Consider the following 26,344-nt stretch of genomic DNA (forward strand, 5'->3'; position numbering starts at 1 on the left):
GCCTTGATTTTAAATAAAATTAATTTATAACGAAACGTTATGACGATCACTTGCTCTTTTTTTTGCACTTGATTGGCAAAGCATTTTTATTTTTATGCACAGAAAATATCGCTTTTCCAATTAACGCTTTGGGGAAGGGTTATGCATCCCTTGGCAGACCCTTTTCAACCGCACGGATCAGGCGCTTTTGCTGTGAAGATTGCACTTCCACCTGATGTTCACTTCTTCTTTCAACCTGCTGTGCAACCGCCCAACTGATATGTTCATCCAGCAACGCATTCTCACCTTCCCGCGATTGCAGTGTATTGAGCACCTCCCGGGAGTACGGGGCATTGCCCAACGCCACCGCAATATTGCGCAACCAGCGCAAATGTCCGATACGCCGGATTGGCGAGCCTTCCGTGATGCGCAAAAACTTTTCTTCCGTCCAGCCAAATAATTCAATCAGTTCAGGGGCATGAAGTGCGGCGCGCGGGCTGAAATCGTCTTCTCCGGTCAGTTGTGAATAACGATTCCAAGGGCAGATCAGCTGACAGTCATCGCAGCCGTAGATACGGTTACCCATCAGCGGACGGAATTCTTCCGGAATTGCGCCTTCCAGTTCAATGGTCAGATAGGAAATACAGCGGCGGGCGTCGACAGTATAAGGGGCAACGATCGCACCGGTCGGGCAGGTTGTCATGCAGGCCACGCACTTTCCGCATTTCTCTTCCTGAGGCTGATCCACGGGCAGAGGCAAATCAATCAGCAGTTCGCCGAGAAAGAACCACGAGCCGGATTCACGGTTAAGAATAAGTGAGTGTTTACCAACCCAGCCCAGACCGGCTTTCGCCGCCAGCGGGCGTTCCATCACTGGTGCAGAATCTACAAAAGGGCGGAAAGTCACGGTCTGATCAGCATGCTCAGTACAATATGCCTGAATCATATCGCCGAGTTTTTTCAGGCGCTGGCGCAACACTTTGTGATAGTCGCGTCCGAGGGCATAACGGCTGACATAACCCAGCTGCGGATTATTCAGGGTCTTGGCAAAAGCGGCCTTGGCAGGCAAATAGTTCATCCGCACGCTGATCACCCGCAGCGTACCGGGCAGTAATTCATGCGGACGGGCGCGTAACATACCGTGGCGCGCCATCCAGTCCATCTCGCCATGATATTGTTTATCAAGCCAGTCTTGCAGTTTAGGCTCTTCCACAGATAAGTCTGTATCGCAGATACCCACCTGCTGGAAGCCTAGCGATTGGCCCCATTGCTTGATATGTTGAGCCAGTTGAACGAGATCGAGAGGGAGTGTCATGACGAACCAACGTGAAAAACGAAACGAGGCGAGTTTACCACATTCCGTATTTTCTGCTGACTGGCTACGACAGGCTGAGCGACAGGCGGCGCAGGAAACGGGGATTTCTCTGTTTACACTGATGCAACGCGCGGCAAAAGCCGCTTTTTTACTGGCGCAGCGTAAGTTTCCGCAAACCCGTCACTGGCTGATTTTATGTGGTCACGGTAATAACGGTGGCGATGGTTTTGAAGTTGCACGACTGGCGAAAAACGCAGGGCTACGCGTAACACTGCTGGCTGTTCAGGGGAGTAAGCCGCTGCCTGAAGAAGCAGAGACAGCGCGTGAGGGCTGGCTGAAAAGCGGCGGCACGGTTAACCCGGTGGATTCACCATGGCCGCAGGATGCGGATCTGATTATTGATGGTCTGCTCGGTACCGGTTTATCTTCCGCGCCACGCGCGCCTTACGCCGCACTGATTGACGCCATCAACTCAGCGTCTTTACCTGTGATCTCTTTAGATATCCCTTCGGGACTGGATGCGCAAACCGGTCAGGCCGCGGGCAAGGCGGTGCATGCTACGCACACGATCAGTTTCATCGCTCTGAAACCCGGTTTGCTGACCGGGCAGGCACGTGACTATACGGGGAAATTACACGGCGATGCGCTGGGACTTGAAAGCTGGCTGGGCGGGCATCTGGCACCCTTACAGAGGCTGGATGCAACTCAGTTGGGCCAATGGTTGCACCCGCGACGTCCCTGTTCCCATAAAGGGGAATATGGCCGTTTGTTGGTGGTGGGTGGCGATACCGGCTTTGCGGGCGCGATCCGTATGGCTTCAGAGGCTGCGCTGCGTACCGGGGCCGGGTTGGTGCGAGTACTTACTCACAAAGAACATGCGGGACCGCTACTGACTGCCAGACCGGAGCTGATGGTGCAGGAACTCACGGCTGCGTCGCTGGATGCAGGGCTTGAGTGGGCAGAGGTAGTCGTTATCGGTCCCGGTCTGGGTCAGAGAGAATGGGGCAAACAGGCCGTGGAACGTGTGGCAGACTGGGATAAACCCGCCTTATGGGACGCCGATGCGCTTAACCTGCTGGCAATCAACCCGCGGAAACGGCAAAATCGTGTACTGACGCCTCATCCGGGCGAAGCGGCAAGATTGCTGGGTTGCAGCGTGAAAGATATTGAGAGTGACCGCTTACTTTCCGCCAGGAAGCTCACTGAGCGATATGGTGGCGTGGTAGTGCTTAAAGGTGCAGGCACGCTGATTGCCAGCGAACGTGGCGAGATGGCGATAGCGGATGTCGGCAATGCCGGAATGGCATCCGGCGGCATGGGCGACGTACTTTCTGGTATTATTGGCGGATTGCTGGCTCAGAAACTTAATGTATATGATGCGGCCTGCGCGGGCTCAGTGCTTCATGGCGCTGCCGCAGACGAAATTGCCCACCGGCAGGGAACGCGCGGTATGCTGGCAACTGATCTTTTAGCGGTGATTGCCCCGTTAGTTAATCCAGACCTGAAGAAATAGATATCACTGAATGAATCAACTTAATATCTCTTTACCCGACGAAGCGGCAACGCTGCAACTAGGTGCTTCACTGGCGAAAGCCTGCGAAGGCTCAGCGGTTATCCATCTTTATGGCGATCTGGGAGCCGGTAAAACGACCTTCAGCCGGGGGTTTCTTCAGGCATTAGGCCATCAGGGTAATGTGAAAAGCCCGACTTACACTCTGGTAGAGCCTTATCAGCTGGATAAGATTGCCGTTTATCATTTTGATTTATATCGCCTTGCTGATCCGGAAGAACTGGAGTTCATGGGGATCCGCGATTATTTCGCACAGGACGCCATTTGCCTGGTGGAATGGCCACAGCAGGGTGCAGGGGTATTGCCTGAACCGGATATTGAACTGACGCTGGATTATTCCCCAACCGGGCGCACCGCAAAGTTGGCGGCGGTTTCTGAATCCGGCATAAAATTGCTGCATCGTGTTCAACAGCAAGGATGATCACGCGATGAACTCACGTTTTACCTCTCTTTATATTTCAGCGACGATGATGACGTTGTTATCGGCGCTGATGTTGTTTGCCGTGCTGGCCTCGCCGGTTTTTGCGGCTGGCATGAAAAACATCAATGTTTCCAACGGTGCCACGCAATCTACCGTCACGATTTCATTTGATGGTTCACCGGATTACTCTTTTTTTCCGCTGCACAACCCTGAACGTGTGGTCATGGATATCCGGCAGGACGGCGTGATGAAAGGCCTGCCGCTGAATTTTAACGGACAGAATCTGGTGACGCGTGTACGTGCCAGTACGCCGCCCAATGCGCAGAGTCAGCGTCTGGTATTTGAACTGAATCAGAAAGTCCGAACCAACGCCACAAAACAGAAAGATGGCAACCAGTACACCGTGGTGCTGACCATGAACGCCGCTGCTCCGGCACGTCGGAGTGCACCGGTTGCCGTGGGGACCAACACGTCCTCGCCAAATGTGGGCAGAATGGTTACGCCTTCCGCGAAATCAAATCCGTTTACTCATGATCAGACCAAAGTCGTCGCGACGACGGTGGCGCCGGATAATTCACGTTCTTCTACCGTGTCGACCAGTGACAGCAGAATTATTGTCGCTATTGACGCCGGTCATGGCGGGCAGGATCCGGGCGCAATCGGCGCTGGCGGGCTAAAAGAAAAAAATGTCACTATCTCAATTGCCCGTAAATTACAGGCGATTCTTAATGCAGACCCGATGTTCCAGCCGGTATTAACCCGTGACGGGGATTACTTTATTTCGGTCATGGGCCGTTCCGATGTAGCGCGTAAGAAAAATGCTAATGTGCTGGTTTCTATTCACGCTGATGCCGCGCCGAGCCGCAGTGCGCGCGGTGCATCAGTCTGGGTGTTATCGAATCGTCGTGCTAACAGTGAAATGGGGAACTGGCTGGAGCAACACGAGAAACAGTCAGAACTGCTCGGCGGCGCTGGGGATGTGCTGGCAAATACCGCTTCAGACCCGTATCTCAGTCAGGCGGTGCTGGATTTACAGTTTGGTCATTCACAGCGCGTGGGCTATGACGTTGCGACCCGTGTATTGCGCGAACTGCGCTCTGTTGGCTCTTTGCATAAAGCGAAGCCGGAACATGCCAGTTTAGGTGTTTTACGTTCGCCTGATATTCCTTCCCTGCTGGTGGAAACCGGCTTTATCAGTAATTCAACTGAGGAGCGGCTGCTGGGCAGCAGCGCGTACCAGGATAAAATTGCGAGGGCTATCCACATCGGCCTGCGTAATTATTTCCAGTCGCATCCGATACAAAATGGCCCAAAGGTCGAAAACCGTCCGCTGCTGGCCTCATCAGCAGCGGCGGCAGACAGTAGCGCGACAGCCAGTACTGCCGCTAACCAGCCTGGCCCGATTGAAGTGACTGCCGGTGCAGCCGGTGCCACGCAGATCCACAAAGTGACCCGGGGTGAAACCCTGACCGGGATCGCGAACAGCTACGGCACGACAAACGCGGCGCTGCGCGATCTTAATAAACTGAAAAAAGACGGTGTCTGGGTCGGTCAGCGATTGAAAGTCCCTGCGGGAACCCGCACATCTTCAACAGCCGCCGCACCTGCTTCGACAACAAAAACGTCGAAGAAGCCCGCGAAACATAAAGTGAAACGCGGCGATACGCTGTCGGCGATCGCCAGCCAATATGGTGTCAGCATGAATGACATCAAAACCGCAAATCATATGAAGTCTGGCGAGGTACAGCTCGGCCAAACCTTAACTATTCCTCAGTCATAGGCGGTAAATGACCGCTGCCACAGGAGCCGCTATGCCAATCAAGGTACTGCCGCCACAACTTGCTAACCAGATAGCAGCGGGTGAAGTTGTCGAAAGACCGGCTTCCGTGGTGAAGGAACTGGTGGAGAACAGCCTTGATGCGGGCGCGACGCGTATTGATATTGATATCGATCGTGGTGGTGCCAAACTTATCCGCATTCGCGATAACGGCTGTGGGATTGGCAAAGACGATCTGGCTTTAGCGCTGGCACGTCATGCCACCAGTAAAATTACCTGTCTTGATGATCTGGAAGCCATTCTGAGCCTCGGATTCCGCGGCGAAGCGCTGGCAAGTATCAGCTCTGTATCGCGCCTGATCCTGACATCACGCACCGCTGAACAGCATGAAGCCTGGCAGGCGTATGCCGAAGGGCGTGATATGGCGGTAACCGTCAAACCGGCGGCACATCCGCAAGGCTCGACGGTTGAAGTGCTGGATCTGTTTTACAACACGCCCGCCCGCCGCAAATTCATGCGTACTGAGAAAACCGAATTTACCCATATCGATGAAGTTGTCCGGCGGATTGCACTGGCGCGCTTTGACGTTTCTGTAAACCTCAGCCACAACGGTAAACTTATTCGTCAGTATCGTGCGGTGAAAGACCCGGCACAGTTCTCCCGTCGTCTGGCCAGTATTTGCAGCCCGACATTTGTCGAGCACGCACTGGCCGTGGAATGGAGTCATGGTGATCTGGCGATCCGTGGCTGGGTGGCGGATCCGGCCGGTTCACGCAGCCTGAGTGATATGCAGTATTGCTATGTGAACAACCGCATGATGAAAGATCGCCTCATTAATCACGCGATCCGCCAGGCGTATCAGGATCAGCTCAAAGACGATCAGCAGCCCGCGTATGTGCTTTATCTGGATGTCGATCCGCATCAGGTGGATGTGAATGTGCACCCTGCCAAACACGAAGTGCGTTTCCATCAGTCGCGGCTGGTGCATGATTTTATTTATCAGGCGGTGATGTCCGTATTGCAGCAGACGGGGGCTCCCGTGCTTGATGAACCACAACTTCAGGCAGATACACCGCGCTGGCAGCAGGAAAACCGTCAGGCTGCGGGCGGCAATCATTTCTCGCAACCGGCAGAACATAAAACGCCGGCACCGCGGGAAAATAATCCGCCACGTGAAAACAATCCGCCACGTGAAAATGTATTTCCTGAAACAGCCCGCGTCAGCCAGCCCCGTGAACCTGCTTACCGCAACACGGAGCCCGCTTACAATCCCTCAGAAAGCCAGGCTTACGGACGTTTGTTGCAACCTGCGCCGGCGTCGTTTTCTTTACAGGAACCGGCACCTGCTGCGGCACCGCCCGCTAAGCCAGCCATTCCGGCGGCCCGTACACTGACGGAACCGGCACTGGAATCACACAGCCAGAGTTTCGGGCGTGTGCTGACGGTATGTTCCTCGGAATATGCGTTACTTGAGCGCGGCAAAAATCTGGTATTGCTGGCATTACCGGTTGCTGATCGCTGGCTGAAATGGGCGCAGCTGACACCACCCGAAGAGGGGTTGCGACCACAACCGTTATTAATTCCGCTGAAGCTGACGCTGAAAAAAGAAGAGACGACCGTGCTGGCACGGCATCAGGCGCTATTACAGCATTTTGGTTTAGAAATGCTCAGTGAGTCACAGCGTGTGACGGTTCGCGCGGTACCTTTACCATTACGCCAACAAAATTTACAAAAGTTGATACCTGATCTGTTAGGTTATCTTGCTGTTCAGCAGGAGGTGACTTCTGATGCGGTAGCTATGTGGTTTGCCCGCCACTGCGGCTGCGAGCATGAGGTCTGGACAATTTCACAAGCCATACAATTACTCACGGATGTTGAGCGTCTTTGCCCGCAATTGGTGAAATCGCCTCCGTCCGGCCTTCTGCAACCTCTTGATTTACAGCCCGCACTGGCGGCTTTTAAGCATGACTGATTCTGAAAAACACGCAGTTCCCCCGGCCATCTTTATTATGGGGCCGACCGCATCCGGTAAAACAGCACTGGCGATATCGCTGATGAAACACCTGCCTGTCGAGCTTATCAGCGTCGATTCTGCCCTGATTTATCGGGGGATGGATATTGGTACGGCGAAGCCCACGGCAGAAGAACTGGCGGAGGCGCCGCATCGGCTGATCGATATCCTCGACCCGGCACTGGCTTATTCGGCGGCTGACTTTCGTCAAGACGCATTGCGGGAAATGGCAGAAATAACCTCGCGCAATAAGATCCCGTTATTGGTAGGTGGGACTATGCTTTATTTCAAGGCGTTGCTTGAAGGTCTTTCCCCGTTGCCACCGGCTGATCCTGCCGTGCGCGAACGTATTGAAAAGCAGGCGGCGGAACAGGGCTGGGAGGCGTTACATGACCAGTTGCGTGAAATCGATCCCGTTGCGGCTATGCGAATTCATCCGAATGATCCACAGAGACTGTCCAGAGCACTGGAAGTTTTTTTTATTTCGGGTAAAACTTTAACGGAACTGACTAAAATTTCGGGTGAAACATTACCCTATCGTGTCCATCAGTTTGCGATTGCGCCGACCCGCCGTGAACTTTTACATGCGCGGATCGAGGAACGTTTTAGCCAGATGTTGTCCAATGGTTTTGAAGACGAAGTCAAAACGCTGATAGCCCGGGGCGATTTGCATACAGATTTGCCTTCCATTCGTTGTGTGGGTTATCGCCAGATGTGGTCATATTTGTCTGGTGAATTCGATTACGATGAAATGGTTTATCGTGGTGTTTGCGCGACACGACAGCTGGCCAAACGTCAGATGACCTGGTTACGAAGTTGGGAGGGTGTCGAATGGCTCGATTCTGAGAAGCCAGAAGAAGCCTTAAACCGTGTAATTCAGGTTGTTAGTGCATAGGTTGGGTGATTGTGTACAATTGATCAGTACTCAGCGCGCAATTTTTTATGTGATTTATTTTCGAGCTGATAGGCTCAAAGTTACAAACAACAAACTAATAAGGAAAAGATAGAATGGCTAAGGGGCAATCTTTGCAAGATCCGTTCCTGAACGCATTGCGTCGTGAACGTGTTCCGGTTTCTATTTACTTGGTGAATGGTATTAAGCTGCAAGGCCAGATTGAGTCTTTTGACCAGTTTGTCATTCTGTTAAAAAATACGGTTAGCCAGATGGTGTATAAACACGCTATCTCCACCGTAGTGCCTTCCCGCCCGGTGTCACATCATAGCAATAATCCAGGTACGGGCAGCACCAACAATTATCACCATGGTAGCACTCCGTCTGCGCAACAGCCGCAGCAGGAAAACGATGACGCTGAATAAAGCGCAACGTTGGTCAACCACGAAGGGGTTCATAAGTATTCCGATTATGCTTATGCACCCCCGGCTGGCGAATTTTTTCCCAATGAGAGGTCGCAAGCTTGTTTGACCGTTATGAAGCCGGTGAGCAGGCCGTACTGGTTCATATCTATTTCTCGCAAGACAAAGACACGGAAGACCTGAGCGAATTTGAATCGCTGGTATCTTCTGCAGGTGTAGAGGCGTTGCAAGTCGTCACCGGGAGCCGCAAGGCACCGCACCCAAAATACTTTGTCGGTGAAGGAAAGGCCCAAGAAATCGCAGATGCCGTCAAAGCAACGGGCGCCTCTGTCATCCTGTTTGATCACGCCTTGTCTCCCGGCCAGGAAAGAAACCTGGAAGCCTTATGCGAATGTCGCGTTGTCGACCGCACCGGATTGATATTAGATATTTTTGCCCAGCGGGCCCGGACACACGAAGGTAAGTTACAAGTAGAACTGGCGCAATTACGCCACATCGCTACCCGACTGGTTCGCGGCTGGACCCACCTTGAACGACAGGGCGGCGGCATTGGTGCGCGTGGCCCGGGTGAAACCCAGCTCGAAACTGACCGCCGTTTACTGCGCGACAGAATCACTTTGATCCTCAGCCGGCTTGAAAAAGTGGCTAAGCAGCGTGAACAGGGTCGCCGTTCACGTGTTCGTGCAGATATTCCGACGGTGTCGTTGGTGGGGTATACCAACGCCGGGAAATCTACACTTTTTAATCGTATTACGCAGGCCGATGTTTATGTGGCCAATCAGTTGTTTGCTACGCTCGATCCTACACTGCGCCGTATTATGGTGGCAGATGTCGGGGAAACCGTGTTGGCGGACACCGTAGGGTTTATTCGTCACCTGCCCCATGATTTGGTTGCGGCTTTTAAGGCAACATTGCAGGAAACCCGACAGGCATCTCTGTTACTCCATGTAATTGATGCAGCGGACATCCGGGTTCAAGAAAATATTGACGCGGTGAATACGGTGCTGGCAGAGATCGAAGCAGATGAAATTCCTGCGCTGTTAGTGATGAACAAAATAGATATGCTGGATGACTTTGTCCCGCGTATCGACCGCAACGAGGAGAATTTGCCGGTCAGGGTCTGGCTCTCAGCCGTGACAGGTGAAGGTATTCCGTTGCTTTTTCAGGCATTAACGGAGCGACTCTCTGGCGAAATCGCGCAGCATGAATTGTGCTTGCCGCCGGAAGCAGGCCGCCTTCGTAGCCGTTTTTACCAGCTTCAGGCCATTGAAAAAGAATGGATTGAAGAGGATGGCAGTATTGGTCTGGTGGTGCGAATGCCCATCGTTGACTGGCGTCGCCTCTGCAAACAAGAGCAGGAACTGGAAAGCTATGTCCGCAACCAGAGCCTGTCTGATTTAGCCTGAAGAACACCAATCATAGAATAATGGAGCTATAACATGGCGTGGAATCAGCCCGGTAATAACGGACAGGACCGCGACCCCTGGGGCAGCAGCAATAATAGCGGCAACTCTGGTGGAAATTCTGGTGGAAATAACGACAACAAAGGCGGCCGTAATCAGGGGCCACCTGACCTGGATGATATCTTCCGTAAGCTCAGCAAAAAACTGGGTGGTTTCGGCGGAAAAGGTTCAGGTAACAACAATAACAACAACGGTACGCCAACCGGTTCCGGTCATGGAATGAGTGGCACCCGGATTGCTGGCATCGCGGTCGCTGCGGTGGTGGTTATCTGGGCTGCAACGGGTTTCTATACCATCAAAGAAGCTGAGCGTGGCGTGGTAACCCGTTTTGGTAAGTTTAGCCATCTGGTTGAACCGGGCCTGAACTGGAAACCAACCTTCATCGATCAGGTGCGTGCGGTGAACGTAGAATCGGTACGTGAACTGGCTGCGTCTGGTGTAATGCTGACATCCGATGAGAACGTTGTGCGCGTTGAAATGAACGTGCAGTACCGCGTGACGGATCCTGAAGCCTATCTGTTCAGCGTCGCCAACCCTGACGATAGCCTGAGCCAGGCAACGGACAGCGCACTGCGTGGTGTTATCGGCAAATATACGATGGATAAAATCCTGACTGAAGGCCGTACCACCGTGCGTAGTGATACCCAACGCGTACTGGAAGAAACCATTCGTCCGTACAAAATGGGTATCACCATCCAGGACGTCAACTTCCAGACTGCGCGTCCGCCGGAAGAAGTGAAAGCTTCCTTCGATAATGCGATCGCTGCCCGTGAAAGAGAGCAACAGTCTATTCGTGAAGCAGAAGCTTATGCGAACCAGATCCAGCCTCTGGCAAACGGTGAAGCACAGCGCTTGCTGGAAGATGCTAAAGCTTATAAAGATCGTACGGTTCTGGAAGCACAGGGTGAAGTGGCCCGTTTCTCCAAACTGTTACCTGAATATAAAGCTGCGCCTGAAATTACCCGCGAACGTCTGTATATCGAAACCATGGAAAAAGTGCTCAGCCACACCCGTAAAGTGCTGGTGAGTGATAAAGGGAATAACCTGATGGTCTTGCCGTTGGATCAAATGTTGCGCGGAAATAACGCTGCTGCAAATGATACCAGCAAGAATGATGAAACAGGTCTGTTGCCTTCCGTTCCTGGGTTGACCAGCAGTAATAGTAAAAGCAGTGCCGATAACAGCAGTTCCCGTTCGTCTGGCAGTGTCATGGACCAGCGCCGTGCAAATGCACAGCGTGACGATACACTTCGCGTAGGGAGAGAATAACAATGCGTAAGTCATTTTTACTTATCGTCGTTGTGGTGCTGGTGGCGCTTTATGCCTCACTGTTTGTGGTCCAGGAAGGTCAGCGTGGCATCGTGCTGCGTTTTGGCAAAGTTCTGCGCGACAGTGATAACAAACCGCTGGTTTATGCACCGGGCCTGCATTTCAAAGTTCCATTCGTGGAATCCATTAAAATGCTCGACGCGCGTATCCAGACCATGGATAACCAGGCTGATCGCTTCGTGACCAGCGAGAAGAAAGACTTAATCGTCGATTCTTACCTGAAATGGCGTATCAGTGATTTTAGCCGTTACTACCTGGCAACGGGCGGCGGTGATGTGTCTCAGGCAGAAATCCTGCTGAAGCGTAAATTCAGTGACCGTCTGCGTTCTGAAATTGGTCGTCTTGACGTAAAAGACATCGTGACCGATTCCCGTGGTCGTCTGACCCTGGATGTGCGTGATGCATTGAACACCGGTAGCGTAGGCGATGAGCCTGAAGCAACCACTGAAGCCGATGATGCGATTGCCTCTGCAGCAAAACGTGTTGAGCAGGAAACCAAAGGTAAACAACCTGCGGTGAACCCGAACAGCATGGCGGCATTGGGTATTGAAGTGGTGGATGTACGTCTGAAACAAATCAACTTGCCGGAAGAAGTGTCCAGCGCGATTTACGATCGTATGCGTGCTGAACGTAATGCGGTGGCATTGCGTCACATCTCCCAGGGTAAAGAAGAGGCGACTAAAATCCAGGCGGCTGCGGATTACGAGAGAACACGTACCGTTGCTGAAGCAGAACGTACTGCCCGTATCACCCGTGGTGAGGGGGATGCCGAAGCGGCGAAACTGTTTGCTGACGCGTTCAGCCAGGATCCTGACTTCTACGCATTCATCCGTAGCCTGCGTGCTTACGAGGCCAGCTTCAAGAGCGGCAACGACGTCATGGTGTTAAGCCCTGACAGCGATTTCTTCCGCTTCATGAAGTCACCTGAAAAAAATAAATAATTGCTTCTGCAATTTCCAAAAGGTCCCTTAGGGGGCCTTTTGTCTTTTCTGAAACCCTCTCTTTTAAGAAGGGATGTTGCGAGACTGACTCATCATGAATTCGACAATCTGGCTGGCGCTGGCATTAGTTTTGGTTCTTGAAGGCCTGGGACCAATGATTTATCCAAAAACGTGGAGAAAAATGATCCTTTCGCTGGCGAATCTTCCGGACACGGTTTTACGCCGTTTTGGCGGTGGTCTTGTGGTTGCAGGCTTCGTAATTTACTACATGTTGCGTAGTCGTGTGGGAGGGTGAGGTTTTGTTACATGCGGTGTGTCACGTCTCGCTGAGACCGGTAGCACGCAATTAAAATTTTTCCCGCAAACGTGTGCTAAAAGTGCTGGAAAGCACAGAATGAGATGTTAGAATCCTTTTTTAAGCAACCTGGTGATTCTTGAGATGGGTAAGAACGTCGTCGTACTCGGCACTCAATGGGGTGATGAAGGGAAAGGCAAGGTCGTAGACCTGCTTACTGAACGGGCTAAATATGTTGTGCGCTATCAGGGCGGTCACAACGCCGGTCACACTCTGGTTATCAACGGTGAAAAAACCGTTCTTCATTTAATTCCGTCTGGCATTTTGCGTGAAAACGTGACCAGCATCATCGGCAACGGTGTTGTTCTGGCTCCTGACGCCTTAATGAAAGAAATGGGCGAACTTGAAGCTCGTGGCATCCCTGTACGCGAACGTCTGTTACTGTCTGAAGCTTGCCCGCTGATCCTGCCTTACCATGTCGCACTGGACATGGCGCGTGAGAAAGCGCGTGGCGATAAAGCGATCGGTACGACCGGTCGTGGTATTGGCCCGGCTTATGAAGATAAAGTGGCTCGTCGCGGTTTGCGCGTAGGCGATCTCTTCAACAAAGAAACTTTCGCTATCAAGCTGAAAGAAATCATCGAATACCATAACTTCCAGTTGGTTAACTACTACAAAGTAGAAGCCGTTGATTTCCAGAAAACGTTGGATGATGTGATGGCGATTGCCGACATCCTGACGGCTATGGTTGTTGACGTGTCTGAGCTGCTGGACGGCGCGCGTAAGCGTGGTGACCTGATCATGTTCGAAGGCGCGCAAGGCACGCTTCTGGATATCGACCACGGGACTTATCCGTACGTCACCTCTTCCAATACCACTGCTGGCGGCGTTGCCACCGGTTCGGGCATTGGTCCACGTTATGTTGATTATGTGCTGGGCATTGTGAAAGCCTACTCTACCCGCGTGGGTGCAGGTCCGTTCCCGACTGAACTGTTTGATGAAACCGGCGAGTTCCTGCGTAAGCAAGGTAACGAGTTTGGTGCGACCACTGGCCGTAGCCGTCGTTGTGGCTGGCTGGACATCGTAGCGGTGCGTCGTTCTGTGCAGATCAACTCCCTGTCTGGTTTCTGTCTGACCAAACTGGATGTGCTGGACGGTCTGAAAGAAGTGAAGCTGTGTGTCGGTTACCGCATGCCTGATGGCCGCGAAATGACCACCACGCCGCTGGCTGCTGAAGGCTGGGAAGGTATCGAGCCAATCTACGAAATTATGCCAGGCTGGACCGAAACCACCTTTGGCGTGAAAGAAGTGGAAAACCTGCCACAGGCAGCGCTGAATTACATCAAGCGTATCGAAGAACTGACTGAAGTGCCGGTTGATATTATCTCTACTGGCCCGGATCGTAGCGAAACGATGATTCTGCGTGACCCGTTTGATGCATAACAGCCAGAGCTGATTGTGTAAAGACGTCATAACCGGGCAAAATTGCCCGGTTTGTTTTTTTCTGACTCCCTTCGCTTGTTTACTTTCTATAAACCATCCACTATCTAAATGATTAGCTGCAAAGTTCGCGGCTGGTTTATCATCAAAGTGTCATAATAAACAATCATCTTCACCCTGTTGTCATTGCTGACGTGGAAAGACCGGGTAATAGCTACCCAGAGGTATGTGTGCAGTTAACGAGTTTTACTGATTATGGTTTGAGAGCCTTGATTTATATGGCGTCATTGCCGGACGATCAGATGACCAACATTTCGCAGGTCACCGAGGTTTACGGTGTATCGCGTAACCACATGGTGAAAATCATTAATCAGTTGAGCCGTGCTGGTCTGGTCACAGCCGTTCGCGGAAAGAACGGGGGTATCAAGCTGGGCAAGCCCGCAGAGACCATTCGCATTGGCGACGTGGTGCGCGAGCTGGAACCTCTTTCGCTGGTCAACTGTGCCAGTGATTTTTGTCATATCACGCCTGCATGCCGGCTAAAACAAGTCCTGCACACTGCTGTAGAACATTTTCTTGATGAGCTGAATCAGTACACTTTGGCCGATATGGTCAAAGATAACTCAACGCTCTACCAATTATTGCTTGTTGAATGAAAGACTTTCAACAAACTGCTGATGACAACGGAGGAACCGCTATGTCACAAGATCCATTCCTGGAACGAGAAGCAGAAAAATACGAATCACCTATTCCCAGCCGTGAATTTATTCTGGAACACCTCGCCAAACGTGAAACCCCAGCCAGCCGGGAAGAAATTGGTAACGAACTTAATCTCTCCGGAGAAGAAGCACTGGAAGCCCTGCGTCGCCGTCTGCGCGCGATGGAACGTGACGGGCAGTTAGTCTTTACCCGTCGCCAGTGTTACGCGCTGCCTGAGCGTCTCGACTTGCTGAAAGGGACGGTCATCGGTCATCGCGATGGTTACGGTTTCCTGCGCCTTGAAGGCGTAAAGAAAGACGATGTGTATCTTTCTGCGGAACAAATGAAAATGTGCATCCACGGCGACGTGGTACTGGCACAGCCAGTCGGAACCGACCGTAAAGGCCGCCGTGAAGCTCGCATCGTGCGTGTTCTGGTGCCGAAAACCAGCCAGATTGTGGGTCGCTACTTTACTGACGCTGGCGCCGGTTTTGTGGTGCCTGACGACAGCCGCCTGAGCTTTGATATCCTGATCCCGGCTGACGCCATTAATGGCGCACGCATGGGCTATATGGTGGTCGTTGAGCTGACACAGCGTCCGACCCGACGCACTAAAGCGGTCGGTAAAATCGTTGAGGTCCTCGGGGATAAAATGGGTACCAACATGGCGGTAGATATCGCTCTGCGTACTCATGAAATCCCCCACGTCTGGCCGCCACAGGTGCTGAAACAGGTCGAAGACCTGAGCGAACAGGTGCCGGAAGAAGCGAAAAAAGGCCGTGTCGATTTACGCAGTCTGCCGCTGGTCACCATTGATGGTGAAGATGCGCGCGACTTCGATGATGCCGTATATTGCGAGAAAAAACGCGGCGGTGGCTGGCGCCTGTGGGTGGCCATTGCCGACGTGAGCTATTACGTCCGTCACGGCACGGCGCTGGATGATGAAGCCCGCAGCCGTGCTACGTCGGTGTACTTCCCGTCGCAGGTTGTCCCGATGCTGCCGGAAGTGCTGTCCAACGGCCTGTGTTCCCTGAACCCACAGGTAGACCGCCTGTGCATGGTTTGTGAGATGACGATCTCCGCCCAGGGTAAGCTGACCAGCTCTAAGTTCTACGAAGCGGTAATGAGCTCTCATGCACGTCTGACATACAACAAAGTCTGGCGCATCATCGAAGGCGATCCGGAACTGCGCGAGCAATATTCGCCGCTGGTTAAGCATTTGCTTGAACTGCACACCATGTACAAAATGTTGGATCAGGCGCGTGCAGAGCGCGGCGGTATTGCGTTCGAAACCGAAGAAGCGAAATTTATCTTTAATGCTGAGCGTCGTATCGAACGTGTCGAGCCGACTGTACGTAACGATGCTCATAAACTGATTGAAGAGTGCATGATTCTGGCGAACATCGCTGCCGCACGTTTTGTTGAAAAACATAACGAACCGGCACTGTTCCGTGTGCATGACCGTCCAAGCGATGACCATATCTCCGCGCTGAAAAGCGTGTTGGGTGAACTGGGTCTGGTGATGGGCGGCGGCATGAAGCCTGAGCCGAAGGATTATGCTCAGATCATGGATGAACTGGCCGGCCGTCCTGACCGCGAAATGCTGCAAACCATGCTGTTGCGTTCGATGAAACAGGCGATTTACGATCCGGAAAACCGTGGCCACTTTGGTCTGGCGTTACCGTCTTACGGGCATTTCACTTCGCCAATCCGTCGTTATCCGGATCTGGCATTGCACCGTGCGATCAAGTATCTGCTGGCGAAAGAGCATGGCACGCTGAAAGATCGCTGGACGCCGACCGGTGGCTGGCACAGTGATTACGAAGATATGTTGCAACTCGGTGAGCATTGTTCGATGGCGGAACGCCGCGCGGACGAAGCCACCCGCAACGTGGCTGACTGGCTGAAATGCGATTTCATGCAGGATCATGTGGGTGAAGTCTTCACCGGCATTATCGCCAGTGTCACTGGCTTCGGTTTCTTCGTACGCCTCAACGATCTGTTCATTGACGGTCTGGTGCACGTCTCATCGCTTGACAACGATTATTACCGTTACGATAACATCGGCCAGCGTCTGGTGGGCGAATCCTCCGGTGCGGTTTACCGCCTGGGCGATACGGTAGAAATTCGCGTCGAAGCGGTGCACATGGACGAACGTAAAATCGATTTCGCGCTGGTGTCCAGCACCCGCAAAGCGCGGGGCGAAGGCAAAACCGCGCGTGACCGCGCGAAAAAAGGGGGCGAACGTACCCTGCGTTCTGCTGCGCCAGCCAACGCTGGCCGTCGCCGCAGCGCTAAGAAAAACGTGAACTTTGAACCGGACAGCGCATTCCGCAAAGATGATGCGAAACCGGCAAAACCTAAGAAAGAAAAAGCAGTCAGTGCTGTGGGTAAAGACGGTAAGCCGAAGAAAGCCAAAAAGCCTTCTGACAAAACCGCAAAAATTGCGGCGGCGACCAGAGCCAAACGCGCGAAGAAAAAGCAGTCTGACAGCTAATCCTTTCTGACGATTCTTCTATGATAGAATCGTCTGTAACTATCCTTACTAAATTGCGGACAGCATGCTGTCCGCAAGTCTATTTTAAAGAGCATCATGAGCGAAATTATTTACGGTATTCATTCCGTTAAAGCCTTACTCGACAACGATCCGCAACGCTTTCTGGAAGTTTTTATCCTGAAAGGCCGTGACGATAAACGCCTGAAACCGCTGATCGACGAGCTGGAAGCCAGCGGTATTGTCATCCAGGTGGCGAGCCGCCAGTGGCTGGATGAGAAATCCGAAGGTGCTGTGCATCAGGGGATCATCGCGCGTGTGCGTGAAGGTCGTCAGTATCAGGAAAATGACCTGCCTGCGTTGCTCGAAAGCCTTGATTGTCCGTTCCTGCTGGTGCTTGATGGCGTAACGGACCCGCATAACCTGGGCGCCTGTCTGCGTACTGCGGATGCCGCCGGGGTTCACGCGGTAATTGTTCCGCGTGACCGTTCTGCGAAACTGAATGCCACTGCGAAGAAAGTCGCCAGCGGTGCCGCTGAAAACGTGCCGCTGATCAACGTGACCAATCTGGCGCGTACATTGCGCGTACTGCAGGAACATAATGTCTGGATCGTCGGCACGGCCGGTGAGGCCGATCATGATCTGTTCCAGAGTAAAATGACAGGCCCGATGGCACTGGTGATGGGGGCGGAAGGTGAAGGCATGCGCCGGCTGACCCGCGAACACTGTGACGAGCTGATCAGCATCCCCATGGCGGGGAGTGTCTCTTCCCTGAACGTTTCTGTAGCCACCGGTGTTTGTCTGTTCGAAGCGGTTCGCCAGCGCGGTCTGAAGAAGAGTTGATTGTTATTTTTTGCGCTGATTAAAACGGGAGCCTCAGGGCTCCCGTTTGCATTTCTGCGTTTGTGATCTGTCCGCCTGTTAATTCCCCGATTTTTACCATACTTACGCCATATCCTTTTGACAGGGAGCAGGCGATGGACTGGGAAACACACCGGGTTTTCAATCAACCCAAGCCGCTGAGTAACAGTAATTTATTTCTTTCCGATACGCCGCTGCGTGAAGCGGTTTCCCGCCAGCAGGCGGGCTGGGATGCAGATGTGCTGGCGTCCCTCGGGCAACAATTAGGTTCTGCGGAATCGCTTGAGCTGGGAAGGCTGGCGAATGCTAATCCGCCTGATCTTTTGCGCTATGACGCTACCGGCGAGCGTCTTGATGACGTGCGTTTCCATCCGGCGTGGCATCTGCTGATGCAGGGGCTGATCGCCAACCGCGTACACAATTTACCGTGGCAGGAAGAGGCGCGTGTGGGAGCAGTAGTGGCGCGTGCAGCGCGTTTTATTCTTCACGGCCAGGTTGAAGCGGGGACGCTATGTCCGGTGACAATGACATTTGGTGCGATCCCGCTGCTGCAAAAATATCTTCCGCCGGAATTCAGTGGCTGGATGAAACCCCTGTTATCTGACCGTTATGATCCGCATCTGCAAGCCGGCGATCAGAAGAAAGGCGTGCTGATCGGCATGGGCATGACGGAAAAACAGGGGGGCTCGGACGTGCTCAGTAACACCACGCGGGCGACAGCGCTGGAAGGCCGCGGTAGCGGAAAACCTTATCACCTGGTGGGGCACAAATGGTTTTTCTCCGTGCCGCAAAGTGATGCACATCTGGTGCTGGCGCAGGCAGGTGGCGGACTTTCCTGTTTCTTTTTGCCACGGATTTTGCCTGACGGATCACGCAATGCTATCCGCATTGAGCGGCTGAAGGACAAACTCGGTAACCGTTCGAATGCCAGCAGTGAAGTGGAGTTTCAGAACGCCACTGGCTGGTTGCTGGGAGAGGAAGGTGAAGGAATTCGTCATATCCTCAAAATGGGCGGTCATACACGGTTTGACTGTGCGCTGGGCAGCCACGCCATGATGCGCCGGGCATTGTCCGTAGCGTTGTATCATGCGTTCCAGCGACAGGTGTTTGGTAAGCCCTTAACCGAACAGCCTATGATGCGTCAGACACTCAGCCGGATGGCGTTATATCTGGAAGGGCAAACCCTGCTACTGATGCGTCTGGCTACCGCTTGCGGAGAGCGCAATAATCCGGCGGAACAATTGTTATGCCGCCTGCTCACGCCCGCTGCGAAGTTCGAAGTCTGCCGTCAGGGGATGTCGTTTGTAGCCGGGGCGATGGAAGTGCTGGGGGGGATTGGCTATTGCGAAGATAGCGAGTTACCGCGTTTGTATCGCGAAATGCCGGTCAACAGTATCTGGGAAGGGTCGGGAAATATCATGTGTCTTGATGTGTTGCGCACGCTGAAAAAGCTGCCTGCCAGTGCGGACATGGTTCAGCAGATTTTGCAGCAGGTGCGCGGACAAAACCGCATCTTTGACCGGGTGTCACGCCAGTTTTTACACCGGCTGCATGCGCCGGAAGAAGCGCAAGGGCGCTGGCTGACCGGCCAGCTATGTAACCTGATGACAGCGACGCAAATGCTGGCGTTTGCGTCGCCACCGGTGGCAGATGCGTGGTGTCGCATGGTGCTGGATCCGCGCGGAGAAACACGACTGCCGGAACGGCTATGTCAGTTACTGCTCAACCGCGCCATCGGCGCTGAATAACGAACGTTTAGCGGTAAAGTATGGCCTGAGAATACCAGCGGCCTGGCATGATGGTTTCGCTGTTAAACATAATCACGTAGTAACGGGCACCCGCAGCGTCGGCTTTGCGCTGGATTTCGGCTTCGGCATCCATCGGGCTGCCAATTACGTCAGCAGTAACATTACCAATTTTGGTCAGCGTGGAGGTTTGCGCCCGGGTAATTTCCTGCGCTTTGTCCGTCGGTGCAGGCGGTGCAACCGGTACGGTTTGCGTCAGATGACTGCAACCATTCAGTGCCACCAGTAAAAGCAGCAGGGCAGGGCGTCGGAGAAATGTCATCGTGATTTCCGGTAAAAGGGTAATGATCAAAGTGTAGCCCTTTCACCGGTATGCTGGCGAGTCTGCGTGGCATTTATTGCCGCGCAGACTCGCATTCTATCGTTCGGAAATTTTAAAGACGCTGACCAGTTGTGAGAGATGGCGACCTTGTTCACTGAGTGCCGCCGCAGTTTGCTGGGAATTTTCCACCAGTGTGGCGTTTTCCTGCGTCGCTTTGCCAATCTGCATAATGGCAATATTTACCTGCGAAATACCGGAAGACTGTTCGTGTGCTGCCACATCGATATCGCTCATCAGCACTTTTACCTGATTAATACCCTGTAAGATATTGCGCATGTTTGCCTGCGTTTTGGCCGCGCTCTGATGGCCGTCTTCGACTTTATTCAGGGAATCTGCGACCAGATTTTCAATCTCTTTCACGGCATTTGAACTGCGCTGCGCCAGTGCCCTGACTTCCGAGGCGACAACCGCAAATCCGCGTCCGTGCTCACCGGCTCTGGCGGCCTCTACGGCGGCATTAAGGGCCAGGATATTAGTCTGGAAGGCAATGCCTTCGATAACGGTTGTGATATCCGCGATGCGCGTTGAAGCGTGTTTAATCGCCTCCATGCTCATGACCGACTGATTCACCGCCTCCGCGCCAACGGTGGCCGCTTTATCGGTCTGTTGCACCAGCTGTGTGGCCTGTGTGGCGTTGTCCGCAGTGTTCTGAACGGTAGCGGTAATCTGCTCCATACTGGCCGATGTTTCTTCAAGACTGCTGGCTTGTGTGCCGATTTGCTGAGTGATCTGATCGCTGTCGTGCGCTAATCCTTGGGTATTCATCATGATTTCAGACGAAACCTGCCGTACCTCGCCGACAATTTTTTCCAGCCCGTGACCAATACCGTCCATGGCATGCATCAGTGCACCAATTTCATCGATGCGCTGCGTCTCAGCGCGCGCGCGCAGGTCCCCGCTGGCATATTGTTGTGCGATACGCACGACCTCGCTCAGCGGGCGGCTGACCAGTTTGCGGGTCAGTCCGATAAACAGAGCCGCAAAACACGCCAGCGCCAGCAGGCTTATCAGCAGAAACTGATTGCGCGTACTGTTGACCTGTTCCATCAGGCTGTTTTTATCTGTGCTGCCCACGACCACCCAATGCCAGGCCGGAACATTCGCATATACCATAAATTGCTGATGTTGGCTGGCCGCATCCATGTATTCGCGCTGGCCTTTTGGCTGCGACATGACCTGTTGTAACTCGCCGTCAGGCCACGCAGGGGTTTTACCTTCCCCGGTCGGATGAACCAGATATTTACCCCGATCTTTCCCCGGTGCGCTGTTGAGCACAAAGAAATACCCTTTCTCACCAATACGTTTGGACAGGATTTTCTGGCGCATATCGGCATATTCTGCCGTGATATCGACACCCACGAACAAAATCCCGATCACATTGCCCTGCGCATCGCGCACCGGCTGGTATTTGGTAATGTATTGTTTACCAAATAACGTCGCCAGCCCGTTAAAGGATTGTCCGGCCATGATCTGTGCATAAGCCGGGCTGGTATTGTCGAGCAACGTGCCAATAGCGCGGTTGCCGTCCTGTTTTTTCAGGGACGTGGTTACGCGGATAAAGTCATCGCCGCGTCGGGCAAATATCGTAGAAATTGCGCCGGTGCGTGCCAGAAAATCATCAGGGATTTTACTGTCCAGATTCAGTGGCGTACCACCTGCTTTAATGACCGGTGTGGACTGATTACCCACCATGATCGGGCTGGTAGTGTCCAGTTCGAAATCCGACGGCAGAAAATGACTGAACAGACGCGTATAGCTGTCCACTTCCGCATTCAGGCTGGCGTTGTACATTTCAATCATATCTACCACGCCGGTGACCTGTTCAGAAATGGCGTTAACGGTCAGTTCACTGACCTGCTTTCCGGCAGAATGCGTCAGTGACAAAGTGAAAATAATAAATAAGGTTCCGACGAGCAGAGAGGCGATGCTGGCCAGTTTTGCGCCAATGCTCCACCGTCGAAATGCACGTTTTGATGTTTTTTTCATGGTTTTTTCCCGTTAGCTTCTGATAGCGCACTAACGGCGGAGAACGGGAAAGGATTAATGTTCAAATGTAACTATTTATTTCATTTTAAATTGATCTGAATCAATGAAATAAATGCGAATGTGTGAATTTGGATTAAGGCTGGCCCACTGAAAAAGCGGGTTTCGAATAACGGGTTATAAACCATACGAAAAAGGTTGTGGTCGCGATTTTTCAGACCCGTAGAATATCAACACCGACAGAGACCGAAATTTTTTCTAAATACGCAGGGGAAGATACGATGGTTGAGATGTACGAAGAAAATATTGACGGGATCCAGGTGATTCATGCCGTGCCCGCCGGCCAGTATCAGCAGCAACTCCCGACGATTTTTTTCTATCACGGTTTTCTGTCTTCTAAAGAGATTTACTCGTATTTCGGCTACACACTGGCGAAAACGGGTTTTCGAGTGATCCTGCCTGATGCGTTAATGCACGGCGCACGTGCGGAACACAGTGAAGAGCGCTGTCTGGCGAATTTCTGGCATATTTTACAGAACAATATTGATGAGCTGGCCTTGCTAAAAGAAGCGTTTGTCGGACGGGGTCTGGCGGATCCGCAGCGTTTAGGCGTCGGCGGCGTTTCTATGGGCGGCATGACCACCATGGCAGCGCTGATCAAATTCCCGTGGATTAAAGCGGCGGCAAACCTGATGGGTTCTGGTTATTTTGCGCGTTTATCCCACCATCTTTTCCCTGCTTACAATGCCGGTGGCATTGTGCAGCGTGACATATTTGAACGCGAGATTGCGCCTTTACTGCGTCTGGATTTCAGCGGTAAAGCAGCATTAATCGCAGATATTCCTTTGTTTGTCTGGCATGGTGAAGAAGATGATGTGGTGCCGTTTGGCGAAAGCCAGCGTTTGCGGCAGGAGCTGGCTGAAAGTGGCGCGGATACCCATCTGACTTTTATTTCTGAGGCCGGTGCAAAGCATAAAGTCTCGGTTCATGCGCTGGCTGAAGCCACAGCTTTCTTTGCCGAAAAGCTGTAAAGAAATTAATCTGCCTTTCTCCTTGAGTTTCCCACAGGCTGTACATATAATTGCGCGTCATTTTTTCGACCGCACACAAACACGTTCCTTGCTTCCATGGGCCGCGGTTGACCCTGACAGGAGGCTGAATAATCCGTAAGGAGCAATTCGATGCGTCATTACGAAATCGTTTTTATGGTTCACCCTGACCAAAGCGAACAGGTTCCGGGCATGATCGAGCGTTACAGTGCAGTAATCACTAACGCTGCGGGTCAGATTCACCGTCTGGAAGACTGGGGCCGCCGTCAACTGGCTTACCCGATCAACAAACTGCACAAAGCGCACTACGTTCTGCTGAACGTTGAAGCGCCGCAGGAAGCGATCGATGAGCTGGAAACTAACTTCCGCTTCAACGACGCCGTTATCCGTAGCATGGTTATGCGTACTAAACACGCGGTAACTGAAGCATCTCCAATGGTTAAAGCAAAAGACGAACGTCGTGATCGTCGTGAAGATTTTGCTGAAGCTAATGATGATGCTGAAGCTGGGGATTCTGAAGAGTAATTGCCGTGACGGCGAATCGTCTGGTGTTGTCAGGCACTGTGTGCAAGACCCCCATTCGTAAAGTCAGTCCTTCGGGCATTCCGCATTGCCAGTTTGTGCTAGAGCATAAATCATCGCAGCAGGAAGCCGGATTCAACCGACAAGCATGGTGCAGAATGCCCGTGGTTGTCAGTGGACAAGCGTCACAAGCATTAACTCACAGTATAACGGTCGGCACGCAACTCACTGTTACCGGATTCATTAGCTGCCATCAAGGGCGCAATGGTCTGAATAAAGTGGTGTTACATGCCGAGCAGATTGATTTGATAGATTCTGGAGACTAGCCTAATGGCACGTTATTTCCGTCGTCGCAAGTTCTGCCGTTTCACCGCGGAAGGCGTTGTAGAGATTGATTACAAAGACATCGCTACACTGAAAAACTACATTACCGAAAGCGGTAAAATTGTCCCGAGCCGTATTACCGGTACTCGTGCAAAATACCAGCGTCAGCTCGCTCGTTGCATCAAGCGCGCTCGCTACCTTTCATTGTTGCCATACACTGATCGTCATCAGTAATCGGCCACTGTCTATTAACGACTTTGAGAGGATAAAGTAATGCAAGTTATTCTGCTTGATAAAGTAGCAAACCTGGGCAGCCTGGGTGATCAAGTTAACGTTAAAGCGGGCTACGCTCGTAACTTCCTGGTACCACAGGGCAAAGCTGTTCCTGCTACCAAGAAAAACGTTGAATTTTTCGAAGCACGCCGTGCAGAGCTGGAAGCTAAACTGGCTGACGTTCTGTCCGCTGCTGAAGCTCGCGCAACTAAAATCAACGAACTGGGTTCAGTAACCATCGCGTCTAAATCAGGCGACGAAGGCAAACTGTTCGGCTCTATCGGTACCCGCGATATCGCTGATGCAGTAACTGCTGCTGGCGTTGAAGTTGCTAAAAGCGAAGTTCGTTTGCCGAATGGCGTTCTGCGTACCACTGGTGAACACGAAGTTGAGTTCCAGGTACACAGCGACGTATTCGCTAAACTGAACGTAGTTGTGGTTGCTGAAGCGTAATAACGCGTCAGTTAACCCGTGAAACGCCGGCCTTGTGCCGGCGTTTTGCTTTTCTGCGTTCAGGAAAATGTACAGACAGGGAAAGGATAAAAAACGGATCAGTTGCCGCGCTGGAAACTGCCGTCCGGCTGACGGGTAAATGTCACCGTAACATTTTGATCAGTTGTCACTTGCAGGGCCATGACCACTCCCTGTGCATCACGCTGTATCTTCACTTCCTGCCCGGTCTTCAGAGTGCTCAGCGGTTTGTCCGCTCCTTCTACCCGTGCCATCGAAAATACATCATTGACCGCCATATTATTATCGCGGAACAACTGTGCCAGCGTCTGACCCGATTGCACCTGATAACTGCGCCATGTACCGCTGTTGTCATTACTCTGCGGCTGAACAGGCTCAGGCTGCGCCATTTGCGTAGTACGACCCTGATCGTTACGCAAATCGGCCTGCATGGGGATGCTGGTCGGTTGTTGCGATTGCGACGGTGTATAGGTATTTTCTGGCGTATACGGCCACAACAACGCCAGCAGAATCACCAGGACAGCGAGAATAATGCCGCGGCGGTGTGCATATGGCAGGGGCGACAACCAGTGAAAATCGTCACTCATATGCCAGATTTTGCTCAGCAGCGTTTTGCCCCGGGTTGAGGCGGAAGTTCCGGTCTCCGTTTCTGCAGACGTGATTTCACTCTCACTTTCACTCTGCGGCGCTGTGGTGTCGCGCATCGGCCTTTTCATAATGGCAATCCAGGATCTCAACATGGGTTGATAAATACGGATGGCTTTCCTTCTCCTGGGCGGGATTCTGCCCATGACGACCTCTCTTGTTAACTGTCGTAATGTCGACTGCCTGTTGCTGCCTAGTATAGCTGTTTAACTGCTTGATGCGGAAAGGGACAAAGCACAAATATCACCCAAACGATGCCCTGAAGGCTATCAAATGCGAAAAATTTCCCGAAAAGGGGAAGGAACTGCGTCTGCTGTCATGTTGCCTTACAGAGGATTTTACCCAAAAGCCTTGCGCTGCTATGCTGCGCCTTCGATATTTTTAAGAGCTAAGGAAATTTCATGACTACCCCTTCATTTGACAGCGTAGAAGCGCAGGCAAGTTACGGTATCGGCCTGCAGGTCGGTCAACAATTGCAGGAATCAGGTTTGCAGGGCTTAGAGCCTGACGCACTGCTGGCAGGCTTACGCGATGCGCTGGAAGGGAATACGCCAGCCGTTCCTGTTGACGTGGTTCACCGCGCGCTGCGCGAAGTCCACGAACGTGCTGATACTGTTCGTCGTGAACGTCAGGAAGCTCTGGCTGTTCAGGGGCAGGAATTTCTGGCGGCCAATGCACAGCGCGAAGGCGTGAGCAGCACCGAATCCGGTCTGCAATTCTCTGTCATCACTCAGGGCGAAGGTTCAATCCCGGGCCGCCAGGATCGTGTACGTGTTCACTACACCGGTAAACTGATTGACGGCACTGTGTTCGACAGTTCCGTACAGCGTGGTGAACCGGCTGAATTCCCGGTCAATGGTGTTATCGCAGGCTGGATCGAAGCACTGACCCTGATGCCGGTAGGTTCTAAATGGGAATTGTATATCCCACATAACCTGGCTTACGGTGAACGTGGTGCGGGTGCTTCCATCCCTCCATACAGCGCACTGATCTTTGAAGTTGAGCTGCTGGAAATTCTGTAATTCCTCAGGGATAACAGCA

25 protein-coding genes are annotated in these 26,344 nt (G+C 52.6%); 21 read left to right on the plus strand and 4 right to left on the minus strand.

Translation table 11 applies throughout. The features are described 5' to 3' along the window. Window positions 1-139: 139 nt before the first annotated feature. Entirely contained in the window at window positions 140-1,294 is a 1,155-nt protein-coding gene (queG, locus tag J1785_RS18835) for a tRNA epoxyqueuosine(34) reductase QueG (protein ID WP_217220202.1), read from the minus strand. Between queG and nnr the strand changes: the two genes are divergently transcribed. From nnr to J1785_RS18910, 15 genes are all read left to right on the plus strand, one after another. After that, complete coding sequence (gene nnr / locus J1785_RS18840) at window positions 1,293-2,807, plus strand: bifunctional ADP-dependent NAD(P)H-hydrate dehydratase/NAD(P)H-hydrate epimerase (RefSeq protein WP_217158650.1); 1,515 nt, start codon at window positions 1,293-1,295, stop codon at window positions 2,805-2,807. The two genes, queG and nnr, sit on opposite strands and share 2 nt — an antisense overlap. Window positions 2,808-2,817: 10 nt before the next feature. Next, on the plus strand, window positions 2,818-3,285 hold the full coding sequence (tsaE, locus tag J1785_RS18845; protein ID WP_129991643.1) for a tRNA (adenosine(37)-N6)-threonylcarbamoyltransferase complex ATPase subunit type 1 TsaE: 468 nt from the start codon (window positions 2,818-2,820) through the stop codon (window positions 3,283-3,285). 7 nt (window positions 3,286-3,292) lie between these two features. Continuing rightward, on the plus strand, window positions 3,293-5,065 hold the full coding sequence (amiB, locus tag J1785_RS18850) for an N-acetylmuramoyl-L-alanine amidase AmiB (RefSeq protein ID WP_238483279.1): 1,773 nt from the start codon (window positions 3,293-3,295) through the stop codon (window positions 5,063-5,065). Window positions 5,066-5,096: 31 nt separating this feature from the next. Continuing rightward, window positions 5,097-7,034 (plus strand): DNA mismatch repair endonuclease MutL, encoded by a 1,938-nt coding sequence (gene mutL / locus J1785_RS18855; RefSeq protein ID WP_217138287.1) that lies wholly within the window; start codon window positions 5,097-5,099, stop codon window positions 7,032-7,034. Continuing rightward, a complete protein-coding gene (miaA, locus tag J1785_RS18860) occupies window positions 7,027-7,968 on the plus strand; it encodes a tRNA (adenosine(37)-N6)-dimethylallyltransferase MiaA (RefSeq protein WP_129954254.1) in 942 nt (313 codons plus the stop codon). The genes mutL and miaA overlap by 8 nt, the downstream gene beginning before the upstream one ends. Before the next feature lie 113 nt (window positions 7,969-8,081). After that, window positions 8,082-8,390 carry an RNA chaperone Hfq gene (gene hfq, locus J1785_RS18865; protein WP_095923701.1) on the plus strand — a complete coding sequence of 103 codons (309 nt, stop codon included), beginning with the start codon at window positions 8,082-8,084 and terminating at the stop codon, window positions 8,388-8,390. Window positions 8,391-8,488: 98 nt separating this feature from the next. After that, window positions 8,489-9,793 carry a ribosome rescue GTPase HflX gene (hflX, locus tag J1785_RS18870; protein ID WP_129954255.1) on the plus strand — a complete coding sequence of 435 codons (1,305 nt, stop codon included), beginning with the start codon at window positions 8,489-8,491 and terminating at the stop codon, window positions 9,791-9,793. A 33-nt stretch (window positions 9,794-9,826) separates the two neighbouring features. Beyond that, on the plus strand, window positions 9,827-11,119 hold the full coding sequence (gene hflK, locus J1785_RS18875; RefSeq protein ID WP_217138286.1) for an FtsH protease activity modulator HflK: 1,293 nt from the start codon (window positions 9,827-9,829) through the stop codon (window positions 11,117-11,119). A 2-nt stretch (window positions 11,120-11,121) separates the two neighbouring features. Further along, complete coding sequence (gene hflC / locus J1785_RS18880; protein WP_013573766.1) at window positions 11,122-12,120, plus strand: protease modulator HflC; 999 nt, start codon at window positions 11,122-11,124, stop codon at window positions 12,118-12,120. A gap of 94 nt (window positions 12,121-12,214) precedes the next feature. Then, window positions 12,215-12,415, plus strand: coding sequence for a DUF2065 domain-containing protein (locus tag J1785_RS18885; RefSeq protein ID WP_129954259.1), 201 nt, complete (start codon window positions 12,215-12,217; stop codon window positions 12,413-12,415). Window positions 12,416-12,559: 144 nt separating this feature from the next. Further along, the gene (locus J1785_RS18890; protein WP_013573768.1) at window positions 12,560-13,858 is read left to right on the plus strand and encodes an adenylosuccinate synthase; all 1,299 of its coding nucleotides are present in this window, start codon (window positions 12,560-12,562) and stop codon (window positions 13,856-13,858) included. Between the two features lie 227 nt (window positions 13,859-14,085). Beyond that, window positions 14,086-14,511 (plus strand): nitric oxide-sensing transcriptional repressor NsrR, encoded by a 426-nt coding sequence (gene nsrR / locus J1785_RS18895; protein WP_129954261.1) that lies wholly within the window; start codon window positions 14,086-14,088, stop codon window positions 14,509-14,511. Between the two features lie 41 nt (window positions 14,512-14,552). Beyond that, a complete protein-coding gene (rnr, locus tag J1785_RS18900) occupies window positions 14,553-17,051 on the plus strand; it encodes a ribonuclease R (protein ID WP_217220204.1) in 2,499 nt (832 codons plus the stop codon). Window positions 17,052-17,147: 96 nt separating this feature from the next. Next, a complete protein-coding gene (rlmB, locus tag J1785_RS18905) occupies window positions 17,148-17,891 on the plus strand; it encodes a 23S rRNA (guanosine(2251)-2'-O)-methyltransferase RlmB (RefSeq protein ID WP_014411562.1) in 744 nt (247 codons plus the stop codon). Window positions 17,892-18,025: 134 nt separating this feature from the next. Beyond that, window positions 18,026-19,657, plus strand: coding sequence for an isovaleryl-CoA dehydrogenase (locus J1785_RS18910; RefSeq protein ID WP_217220206.1), 1,632 nt, complete (start codon window positions 18,026-18,028; stop codon window positions 19,655-19,657). A gap of 7 nt (window positions 19,658-19,664) precedes the next feature. Here the strand turns inward: J1785_RS18910 and bsmA are convergent, their stop codons facing one another. Together bsmA and J1785_RS18920 are read right to left on the minus strand one after the other, a co-directional pair. Then, complete coding sequence (gene bsmA, locus J1785_RS18915) at window positions 19,665-19,976, minus strand: biofilm peroxide resistance protein BsmA (protein ID WP_129954269.1); 312 nt, start codon at window positions 19,974-19,976, stop codon at window positions 19,665-19,667. Between the two features lie 96 nt (window positions 19,977-20,072). After that, a complete protein-coding gene (locus J1785_RS18920; protein ID WP_217220208.1) occupies window positions 20,073-22,022 on the minus strand; it encodes a methyl-accepting chemotaxis protein in 1,950 nt (649 codons plus the stop codon). A gap of 278 nt (window positions 22,023-22,300) precedes the next feature. Here J1785_RS18920 and yjfP point away from each other — a divergent pair, with 278 nt between their 5' ends. The 5 genes from yjfP to rplI all read left to right on the plus strand — a co-directional run bounded on the left by yjfP (window position 22,301) and on the right by rplI (window position 24,640). Continuing rightward, window positions 22,301-23,050, plus strand: a complete 750-nt coding sequence (gene yjfP, locus J1785_RS18925) for an esterase (protein ID WP_129954273.1) — start codon at window positions 22,301-22,303, stop codon at window positions 23,048-23,050. 150 nt (window positions 23,051-23,200) lie between these two features. Further along, window positions 23,201-23,593: a 30S ribosomal protein S6 gene (gene rpsF / locus J1785_RS18930; protein WP_013573776.1), complete on the plus strand. Its 393-nt coding sequence runs from the start codon at window positions 23,201-23,203 to the stop codon at window positions 23,591-23,593. Window positions 23,594-23,598: 5 nt separating this feature from the next. Continuing rightward, window positions 23,599-23,916: a primosomal replication protein N gene (gene priB, locus J1785_RS18935; protein WP_013573777.1), complete on the plus strand. Its 318-nt coding sequence runs from the start codon at window positions 23,599-23,601 to the stop codon at window positions 23,914-23,916. 4 nt (window positions 23,917-23,920) lie between these two features. Beyond that, window positions 23,921-24,148: a 30S ribosomal protein S18 gene (gene rpsR / locus J1785_RS18940; RefSeq protein WP_002210155.1), complete on the plus strand. Its 228-nt coding sequence runs from the start codon at window positions 23,921-23,923 to the stop codon at window positions 24,146-24,148. A 39-nt stretch (window positions 24,149-24,187) separates the two neighbouring features. Beyond that, window positions 24,188-24,640, plus strand: a complete 453-nt coding sequence (gene rplI / locus J1785_RS18945; RefSeq protein WP_129954277.1) for a 50S ribosomal protein L9 — start codon at window positions 24,188-24,190, stop codon at window positions 24,638-24,640. Between the two features lie 98 nt (window positions 24,641-24,738). Here rplI and J1785_RS18950 read toward each other — a convergent pair whose 3' ends face one another. Continuing rightward, window positions 24,739-25,449, minus strand: coding sequence for a LysM-like peptidoglycan-binding domain-containing protein (locus tag J1785_RS18950; protein WP_217220210.1), 711 nt, complete (start codon window positions 25,447-25,449; stop codon window positions 24,739-24,741). A 255-nt stretch (window positions 25,450-25,704) separates the two neighbouring features. Here J1785_RS18950 and fklB point away from each other — a divergent pair, with 255 nt between their 5' ends. Then, the gene (gene fklB, locus J1785_RS18955; RefSeq protein WP_129954281.1) at window positions 25,705-26,325 is read left to right on the plus strand and encodes a BamJ family beta-barrel-assembly machinery protein; all 621 of its coding nucleotides are present in this window, start codon (window positions 25,705-25,707) and stop codon (window positions 26,323-26,325) included. Window positions 26,326-26,344: the final 19 nt, after the last annotated feature.

Source organism: Rahnella perminowiae (genome assembly GCF_019049755.1).
In the GTDB taxonomy this organism is placed as follows: Bacteria; Pseudomonadota; Gammaproteobacteria; order Enterobacterales; family Enterobacteriaceae; genus Rahnella; species Rahnella perminowiae.